This is a genomic window from Lysobacter sp. N42, assembly GCF_004344885.1.
Genome location: NZ_SKFB01000072.1, coordinates 1 through 8,377, shown reverse-complemented (window position 1 = coordinate 8,377; position 8,377 = coordinate 1). Strand labels below are relative to the sequence as shown.

Genomic DNA, 8,377 nt, shown 5'->3' with positions numbered 1-8,377 from the left:
CAGTGGCCGAAGCCGCAGGGCAAGTACGTGTCGGTGGTGGCCCGCGCGCTGCGCCGGGCCTGACGCGCCACCCCGCGCGTCGCGCATGCGCCCGACTCCGCGGCACTGCCGCGCAGGCCATCCGAACGCCCGGCGCGCTGCGCCGGGCCGGAAGCGCCACCGCACGCGTCGCGCATATCCCCGACTCCGCGGCATTGCCGCGCAGGCCATCCGAACGCCCGGCGCGCTGCGCCGGGCCGGACGCGTCACCGCACGCGTCGCGCATGCGCCTGACCCGAGGCGTCTGCGCCAAGGCCCGACCGTGCAGGGCCGGGCAGGGCGCCGCAGGCATGACGCTCATACGTCGCCCGCGACGGATGCGGCCAGGCTTCGCCCACACGCGTTTCACCTGTCCGCGCAGCGTCGCCGCCTCACCAAGCTGAACCCACCTGCCGGGTCGCGCGCCACGTGGCGGGCCCGGATCCGCCGCATGGCCGCCGCAATTTGGTAATAAGGCAGCCCGCCCCCGCTGCGAGTCCCCCGATGCACCGTCGCCGCCTTCCGACCCGTCCCGCCGCCCTGCAGCGCGGCATGAGCCTGATCGAGATCATCATCGTGATCGTGCTGATCGGCCTAGTGCTCACGGTGGTGGGTAGCCGCATCCTCGGCGGCTCGGACCGCGCCAAGACCAACCTGGTGAAGTCGCAGCTGCAGACGCTGGCCGGCAAGATCGAGCAGTTCGAGATGGACACCGGCCGCAAGCCCGGCGCGCTCGGCGAGCTCGTGACCGCGCCCACCGGCGTGGCCGGCTGGCTGGGCCCGTATGCCAAGGAGGCCGACCTCAAGGATCCCTGGAACAACGCGATCCAGTACCGCGTGCCCGGCGAGTCCGGCGCTTCCTTCGACCTGGTTTCGCTGGGTGCCGACGGCAAGCCCGGCGGCGACAGCGTCAACGCCGACGTCCGCTACGAATGATCCCCTGCCGGCCCGCGCCGGGTACCGCGCGACGCCGGTCCATGCCGCGACACCGCCGCGCGCGCGGCGTCTCGCTGATCGAGCTGATCGTGGTGATCGTGCTGGTCGGCCTGATGAGCCTGCTCGCCGCCTCGGCGATGGGCGGCGGCTTCAAGGGCATGCAGCTGCGCGGCGCGGCGCGCGAGGTCGCCTCGCAGCTTCGCTACACGCGCACGCGGGCGATCGCGAGCGGGCAGACGCAGCGCTTTTCCATCGACCCGCGGACGCGCGTGTGGGAGGCGCCCGACGGCCGCCGCGGCGAGCTCCCGCCGGCGCTGGGCATCGAGTTCACCGGTGCCCGGCAGGCGCAGGTGCGCGACGATGCCGGCGCGATCCTGTTCTTCCACGACGGCGCGTCCACCGGTGGGCGTGTGCGCCTGGTCCGCGAAGGGGCGGCCTGGGACGTGGACGTGCGCTGGCTCACCGGCGAAGTGCGCGTCGCGCGCGGTCCCGCCCGGTGAAGCGCGCCCATGCCCGCGGCTACACGCTGCTGGAGGTGGTGATCGCCTTCGGCGTGCTGGCGCTCGCGCTGACCATGCTGCTGGGCATCCTCACCAACTCGAGCCGCCAGGTGCGCTGGTCGGGCGACGCGGGGCGCGCGGCGCTGCTGGCCGAGTCGCTGCTCGACCGCGTCGACCTCGAGGGGCCGCTGCGCGAAGGCCGCCGTGACGGCGTGCTGGAGGACGGGCGCTACCGCTGGGTGCTGGACGTGCGCCGCTGGCGCGATCCGGCGCGCCCGCCCGGCCCGGTCGACCCGTCCGCGCCGCGGATGATGGAACTGCAGCTGTCGATGGAATGGGGCGAGGGCGGCCCGCGCGAGCGGCTCGCGCTGCGCAGCCTCCGCCTGGTGCCGCCGGGGCTGGAGGCGGCGCCATGAGGCGCGCGCGCGGCTTCACGCTGATCGAGGTGCTGCTGGCCTCGGCCCTGCTGGCTGCGGGCCTGACGCTGGCCTTCGCCACCGTCATCGGCGCCACCGGCACCACGCGACGCGGCGAGGAGCTTGCGCAGGCCAACGAACAGGTGCGCGCCGTGCAGGGCTTCCTGCGGCGGCGCATCGCCGGTGCGCGCGGTGCCAGCTTCGATACCGACCGCGCCAGCGGCCTGCCCATGCGCTTCGTGGGCGACGGCGGGCGCATGCGTTTCGTCGCCGACCTGCCCGACTACATCGGCCGCGGCGGTCCCAGCCTGCACGACCTGCGCGTCGAGCGCGACGGCGAGGACGTGCGGCTGCTGCTCGACCTGTCCGTCGTGCAGGCCGGCACCAGCGTCCCCGAGCGCGACGCGCGCCCGGAGGTGCTGGCCTACGGCCTGCGCGAGGCCCGCTTCCGCTATCGCGGCCTCGATGCCGAGGGCAGGCTGGGCGACTGGCAGGAGGAGTGGACCGCGGTCGAGCAATTGCCGTTGCTGGTCGAGATCCGGCTGGTGGGCCGCGATGGCCGCGACTGGCCGACGCTGGTGGTCGCCCCGCGCCTGGCCGGGGCCTACGCGGGCGGGAGCGTGCGATGAGGCCGGCCGCCCCGCGCGTCCGCGGCGCCGCGCTGCTGCTCGTGCTGTGGCTGGTCGCGCTGCTGACCGCGCTGGTCGGCGCCTTCGCGCTGCTGGCACGCACGGAAGGCCTGCAGGGGCGCGCGATCGTGGGCGGGGCCGTCGGCGGAGCCGCGGCGCGTGCGGGCATCGAGTACGCGCTGGTGCGCGTGGCGGCCACCGACCCGCGCGTGCAGTGGCGGCCCGACGGCCGCGCCTATGCCTGGCGCTACGGCGATGCCGACGTCACCGTCCGCATCCTGGACGAGGACGGCAAGGTCGACCTCAACCAGTCCGACGCCGGCCTGCTCACCGGGCTCGCACAGGCCGTGGGCCTGCCGCGCGAGCGCGCCGAGCGCATCGCCGGGGCCATCCTCGACTGGCGCGATCCCGATCCGCTCACGCAGCCCGCCGGCGGGGCCGAGGACCCCGACTATGCGAGCGCCGGGCTGCCGTACGGCGCGAAGGATGCCGAGTTCGAAAGCGTGGGCGAACTGCTGCAGGTGCTGGGCGTGGGCGCCGACGAGTACGCGCGCCTGGCGCCGCACCTGACCGTCTACACCGGGCGGGCGCGGCCGGAGCCCGCGTACGCCTCCGCCGCGGTGCTCACCGCGCTGGGCATGGACGGCGAGGGCATCGTCCGCCGCCGCGAGGCCTGGGACCCGGCCACCGGCCAGCCGCTGCCGGGCGTGCCGGGTGCGGAGGCGCTGCAGGCGTTCGGAAGCGGCACGTATAGTATCGAAAGCCAGGCACGGCTCCGCGACGGCAGGATCGCCGCGTTGCGTGTGGTGGTGCGCACCGGCGGCAGCGCCGTTCCGGGCATGGCCTATACGCCGCTGCGTTGGGAGGAGGGGACTTCGCCACGATGACCTCGGTACTCGGGGGCCGCCTGCGCGGCCTCGGGCGCTTCGGCGCCCGCCTCGCGCCCCAGGCCACCGGTCTGCGCGGCCTGCTCGCCTGGTGGGGCCGCGCGCTCGCCGCCTGGCTGCCGCTGCGCGTGCGCCGGGTGCTCGGTTTCGACCGCGGCCGCCTGCTGCTCCAGCCTGCGGGCGACGACGTCGCCCTGCGCCTGCACCGCGAGGGCGCGCTGCAGGAGCTCGGCCACCTGCCCGCGCCCCCGCCCGAACCCGGCGTGGACCCGCTGGCCGGCGTGCTCGCCCCGGCCGCGCAGGACCTGCCGCGCTGGCTTCTGCTGCCCGCCGCCAGCGGCCTCGTGCGCCGCATGGCGCTGCCCGCCGCCGCGGCCGACCGCCTGCGCGACGTGGTGCGCTTCGAGATCGACCGCCAGACGCCGTTCGCCGCCGAGGCCGTGATGTTCGACGCCCGCCTGCTCGGCCGCCGTCCCGACGGGCAGCTCGACGTCGAGCTCGTGGTCGCCCCGCGCGAAGGCGTGGACGCGCAGCTGGCCGCGCTGGGCGGGCTGGGCGGCCGCCTGGCCGGCATCGACATGGCCGGCGCGGACGGGCTGCCGCGCGGCGTGAACCTGCTCGACCCCGCCGCCCGTGGGACGCGCCACGACCCCTGGCGCCTGTGGAACCTCGTGCTGGGCAGCGTGGCCCTGCTCGGCATCACGGCCGCGCTGTGGCTCGTGCTGGACAACCGCCGGGCCGCCGCCGACGCGCTGGAGCAGGCCGTGCGCGAGCGCACCGGCCCCGCGCGCGAGGCCGCGGCGCAGCGCCAGGTGCTGACCGACCTGATCGAGGGCCAGGCCTTCCTCGACGGCCTGCGCCGCGAGCGGCCGGCGGCGGTGGAGGTGATGGACGAGCTCACCCGCCGCCTGCCCGACGGCACCTACCTGGAGAAGCTCGCCATCGAGCAGGACAAGCTCACGCTCATGGGCCTGAGCAACCAGGCCTCGGCGCTGGTCACGCAGCTCCAGGGCTCGCAGCTGTGGCACGCGCCCGCCCTCGCCGGCGCGGTGCAGCCCGACCCGGCCAGCGGGCGCGACCGCTTCACCCTGGTCGCCGACGTCGGCCCGGCCGATGCCACGCCGGCGGGGCCGCGCCCGTGACGCCGGTCGTGACCGACCGCGAGCGCTGGATCGCGCTGGGCCTGCTGGCCGCCGTGCTGGCGCTGGCCTACCTCGTGCTCGTGCATCCCGGGTGGACGGTGCCGATGCGCGAAGCGAACGCCCGCATCGAGCAGCTGCAGGAGCGCGATGCCCGCCTGCGCGCGCAGATCGCGCGGGCGCCGCTGGTGGCCCGGCAGCTGCAGGTGGCGCAGCAGCGCCTGGCCTCGCAGCCGGGCTTCCTGCCCGAGACCAGCGTCGAGCTGGCGACCGCCGGGCTGGTGCAGCGCCTGGAGGCGGTGGTACAGCAGGCCAGCCCGGGCAACCGCAGCTGCGCCATCCAGAACCGTTCGCCGGTGCCCGATGCCGGCCGCGAGCGCTATCCCCGCGTGGTGGTGCAGGTGCGCATGCAGTGCGGCACGCCGGAACTGGCCATGGTGCTGCACGCGCTGGAGGCGGGCACGCCGCGGCTGTTCGTCGACAACCTCAACGTGCTCGCCCAGCGCTTCAACTTCGGGGCGGTCGAACCCGGCTCGGGCACCGGGCAGGGCACCGGGCTGGACGTGAGCTTCGACCTGGTCGGCTACCTGCGGCCATCGGCGGAGCCCGTGCCCGCGGGAGGGCCCGATGCGCCTTGAGGACGTCGCCCCCCGCACCCTGCTCCTGGGCACCGCCGCGGCCTGGGCGGTCGCGGCCTGGCTGCTGGCACTGGCCGGCATGGGTTCGCGGCTGCCGGCCCCCGACACGGCGGCCATGCGCGCGCCGCCGCTGCCCGCCCTGCCGCAGTCGACCGCGCCCGCGCTCGGCCCGGCCAGCCAGTACGCCGCCATCGCCGCGCGCCCGCTGTTCGCCACCGACCGCCGCCCGCATCCGTTCTCCCTGCAGGGCGCCGGCGGCCAGCCCAGCGATGCGCCCGCCTTCGACCTCGTGCTCACCAGCGTGCTGATCACGCCGCAGGCGCGCATCGCCATCGTGCAGAAGCCCGACGGCAGCGCCGCCTGGCGCGTCCGCGTGGGCGAGGCGCCCGAGGCGTATCCGGGCTGGCACCTCAGCGGCCTGGCGCCGCGCAGCGCCACGTTCGTCGGCCCCGAGGGCGAGAAGACCCTGCAGCTGCGCGTGTTCGGCGGCCAGGGTGGCGCCGCGCCCACCCCGAGCATGCCCACGCCGCCGACCGGGCCGGTGCCGCCGCCGGTGGAGATGCCGGGCCCGGTGCCGGGCCCCGGCGCCGCCACCGTGCCCACCCCCGCGCCACCGCCCACCGATGCCTCCGCGGCGCCCGATCCGCAGCAGATCGAGGCGATCCGCCGCCGCATCGAGGCCCGCCGCGAGGCCATGCGCCAACGCGCCCAGAACGCCAACCCGCCGACCGCCGCGCCTCCCGCGCCGCCGGCCCGCTGAGTCCCCGCCATGAGCCGACGCTTCACCCACCTTCGCCCGCACCCGGCCCGCCAGGGCCTCGTCGCGGTCGCCATCGCCTCCGTGCTCGCCGGCTGCGCCACCGCGCCGGTGCCGAGCGTGCGCCGCGAAGCGGTGCTCGATGCGCCCTCGGCCGGCACGCCCGCCACCCGCGCGGCCGCGGCCGTCGACGGCGGCATCGTCACCGCGCCGCTGCCGGCCGACGAGGCCGCGCCCACCGCGCAGATCCGCCGCGGCACCGGGCAGGTCATCAATCGCGGCGCGGCCAGCGCCCCGCCGCCGAACTTCGGCGGCAGCACGGGCGGGGCGACCTTCAACTTCGAAGGCGAATCGCTGCATGCGGTGGTCAAGGCGATCCTGGGCGACATGCTCGGCCAGAACTACGTGATCGCGCCCAACGTGCAGGGCACGGTCACGCTGGCCACGCCCAAACCCGTGAGCCCGGCCGATGCGATGAGCCTGCTGGAGATGGTGCTGGGCTGGAACAACGCCCGCATGGTGTATGCCAACGGGCGCTACAACATCGTGCCGGCCGACCAGGCCGTCGCCGGCAACGTCGCTCCGCGCACCGGGCCGGCCTCGACCGCGCGCGGGTTCGAGGCGCGCACGGTGCCGCTGAAGTACGTCTCGGCCACCGAGATGGAGAAGATCCTCAAGCCCTACGCGCGGCCGAACTCGATCATCGGCGTCGACAACGCCCGCAACGTCATCACGGTGACGGGCAGCCGGGCCGAGCTGGAGAACTACCTGCGCACCATCGAGGTCTTCGACGTCGACTGGCTCTCGGGCATGAGCGTGGGCGTGTTCCCGCTGGAATCGGGACGCGCCACGCGCGTGGTCGCCGACCTCGAGAAGGTCTTCGGCGAGAACAGCAAGTCGCCCGTGGCCGGCATGTTCCGCTTCATGCCGCTGGAAGGCGCGAACGCCGTGCTGGTGATCACGCCGCAGGCCGCGTACCTCGACGACATCAAGCAGTGGCTCGACCGCATCGACAGCGCGGGCACCGAGCCGAAGCTGTTCTCCTACGAGCTCAAGTACATCAAGGCCAAGGACCTGGCCGACCGCCTCGCCGAGGTGTTCGGGGGCAGCGGCCGCTCCGCATCCGGCGACGGCGGCGGCGCGCCCTCGCTGATGCCGGGACTGGACCCGGTCGAACTGCGCGATACCGACGACGGCGCCACCGCGGCCATCGGCGGCGCGCCCACGCCCGCGGGCGAGGGCACCGGCAACAGCACGGGCACCAACGCCTCGCTCTCGCTCGACCCGCGCAGCGGCGGCGGCAACGGCAGCGTGACCTTCGACGTGGACGGCCAGCGCGTGGGCGTGTCGGCGGTGGACGAGACCAACTCGCTGCTGGTGCGGGCCACGCCGCAGGCGTGGAAATCGATCCGCGACGTCATCGAGCGGCTCGACGTCATGCCCCTGCAGGTGCAGATCGAGGCCCAGGTGGTCGAGGTGCAGCTCACGGGCGCGCTCGAGTACGGCGTCAACTGGTTCTTCGAGCAGGCGGTGAGCGACACCGTCGCCAACGGCGGCGCCGGCCTGCCCAATGCCGCTGGCCGCTCAATCTGGGGCGACCTGCGCGGCAGCCTGCGCCAAGCGCAGCCGACCAACAGCACGAGTGGCCCCGGCGGAATCGCCTGGACCTTTCTCGGCACCAATGCGGCGGCGGTGATCAGTGCGCTCGACCAGGTCACCGACCTGCAGCTGCTGCAGACCCCCAGCGTGCTCGTGCGCAACAACGCCGAGGCCACGCTCAACGTCGGCAGCCGCATCCCGATCTCGTCGGTGACGGTCAATCCCGGGCTCGGCAACGAGACCACCTACAGCCAGGTGCAGTACCTCGACACCGGCACCATCCTCAAGGTGCGCCCGCGCATCACCCGCGATGGCATGGTCTTCCTGGACATCGTGCAGGAAGTCTCCTCGCCGGGCAGTGAGCAGGACCGCAACGGCAACGTGCGCATCGACACGCGCAAGCTCAAGACCGAGGCGGCGGTGCAGAGCGGCGACACGGTGATGCTCGCCGGCCTGATCAGCGACGGCGTGCGCCGCGGTTCCTCGGGCCTGCCCGGCCTGAGCCGCATTCCGGTGATCGGCGGCCTGTTCGGCCGGCAGACCTCGCGCACCGACCGCAACGAGGTCATCGTGCTGCTCACCCCGACGGTGGTGCGCAACCCGCAGGAAGTGCGCGACCTCACCGACGAGTACGGCCGCCGCTTCCGCGCGATGGAGCCGCTGCGTCGCGCGCCTTCGCCCAGGGCCGGCACCGAAGTCCGCTGACCGCCATGCCCGACGCGCCCGCGAGCGCGCCGGGGGCGGCGGCGCCCGGCGCGGACCTGCCCGTGGTCGTGGTGCCCGTGGGCCCCGACGACGCGGCGCTGGACGCCTGCCTCGCCGCGCTGGACGCCTCCACCCCGGCCGGCACCCGCGTCT

9 protein-coding genes are annotated in these 8,377 nt (G+C 75.1%); all 9 read left to right on the top strand.

Annotated elements, in window-relative coordinates; all coding sequences use genetic code 11:
- Positions 1-522: 522 nt before the first annotated feature.
- From gspG to gspD, 9 genes are read left to right on the top strand one after another with little or no spacing between them, the layout of a single operon-like run.
- Entirely contained in the window at positions 523-954 is a 432-nt protein-coding gene (gene gspG, locus EYQ95_RS25315) for a type II secretion system major pseudopilin GspG (protein WP_132331839.1), read from the top strand.
- Entirely contained in the window at positions 951-1,454 is a 504-nt protein-coding gene (locus EYQ95_RS25310; protein WP_132331837.1) for a GspH/FimT family pseudopilin, read from the top strand. Before gspG ends, EYQ95_RS25310 begins: the two co-directional genes overlap by 4 nt.
- On the top strand, positions 1,451-1,870 hold the full coding sequence (locus EYQ95_RS25305; RefSeq protein ID WP_132331835.1) for a prepilin-type N-terminal cleavage/methylation domain-containing protein: 420 nt from the start codon (positions 1,451-1,453) through the stop codon (positions 1,868-1,870). Before EYQ95_RS25310 ends, EYQ95_RS25305 begins: the two co-directional genes overlap by 4 nt.
- The gene (locus EYQ95_RS25300) at positions 1,867-2,499 is read left to right on the top strand and encodes a prepilin-type N-terminal cleavage/methylation domain-containing protein (protein ID WP_132331833.1); all 633 of its coding nucleotides are present in this window, start codon (positions 1,867-1,869) and stop codon (positions 2,497-2,499) included. The genes EYQ95_RS25305 and EYQ95_RS25300 overlap by 4 nt, the downstream gene beginning before the upstream one ends.
- A complete protein-coding gene (locus tag EYQ95_RS25295; RefSeq protein ID WP_132331831.1) occupies positions 2,496-3,386 on the top strand; it encodes a general secretion pathway protein GspK in 891 nt (296 codons plus the stop codon). The genes EYQ95_RS25300 and EYQ95_RS25295 overlap by 4 nt, the downstream gene beginning before the upstream one ends.
- Entirely contained in the window at positions 3,383-4,528 is a 1,146-nt protein-coding gene (locus tag EYQ95_RS25290; RefSeq protein WP_132331842.1) for a PilN domain-containing protein, read from the top strand. The genes EYQ95_RS25295 and EYQ95_RS25290 overlap by 4 nt, the downstream gene beginning before the upstream one ends.
- Complete coding sequence (gene gspM / locus EYQ95_RS25285; protein ID WP_243700079.1) at positions 4,525-5,163, top strand: type II secretion system protein GspM; 639 nt, start codon at positions 4,525-4,527, stop codon at positions 5,161-5,163. Before EYQ95_RS25290 ends, gspM begins: the two co-directional genes overlap by 4 nt.
- A complete protein-coding gene (locus EYQ95_RS25280; protein WP_132331829.1) occupies positions 5,153-5,923 on the top strand; it encodes a general secretion pathway protein GspN in 771 nt (256 codons plus the stop codon). Before gspM ends, EYQ95_RS25280 begins: the two co-directional genes overlap by 11 nt.
- A gap of 9 nt (positions 5,924-5,932) precedes the next feature.
- Complete coding sequence (gene gspD / locus EYQ95_RS25275; RefSeq protein WP_132331827.1) at positions 5,933-8,224, top strand: type II secretion system secretin GspD; 2,292 nt, start codon at positions 5,933-5,935, stop codon at positions 8,222-8,224.
- The last annotated feature ends 153 nt before the right edge of the window (positions 8,225-8,377 follow it).

Excerpts from the sequence above, each read along its gene's own strand:
- gspG (WP_132331839.1), top strand. The coding sequence starts at position 523 with ATGCACCGTCGCCGCCTTCCGACCCGTCCCGCCGCCCTGCAGCGCGGC.
- EYQ95_RS25310 (WP_132331837.1), top strand. The coding sequence starts at position 951 with ATGATCCCCTGCCGGCCCGCGCCGGGTACCGCGCGACGCCGGTCCATG.
- EYQ95_RS25300 (WP_132331833.1), top strand. The coding sequence starts at position 1,867 with ATGAGGCGCGCGCGCGGCTTCACGCTGATCGAGGTGCTGCTGGCCTCG.
- EYQ95_RS25295 (WP_132331831.1), top strand. The coding sequence starts at position 2,496 with ATGAGGCCGGCCGCCCCGCGCGTCCGCGGCGCCGCGCTGCTGCTCGTG.
- EYQ95_RS25290 (WP_132331842.1), top strand. The coding sequence starts at position 3,383 with ATGACCTCGGTACTCGGGGGCCGCCTGCGCGGCCTCGGGCGCTTCGGC.
- EYQ95_RS25280 (WP_132331829.1), top strand. The coding sequence starts at position 5,153 with ATGCGCCTTGAGGACGTCGCCCCCCGCACCCTGCTCCTGGGCACCGCC.
- gspD (WP_132331827.1), top strand. The coding sequence starts at position 5,933 with ATGAGCCGACGCTTCACCCACCTTCGCCCGCACCCGGCCCGCCAGGGC.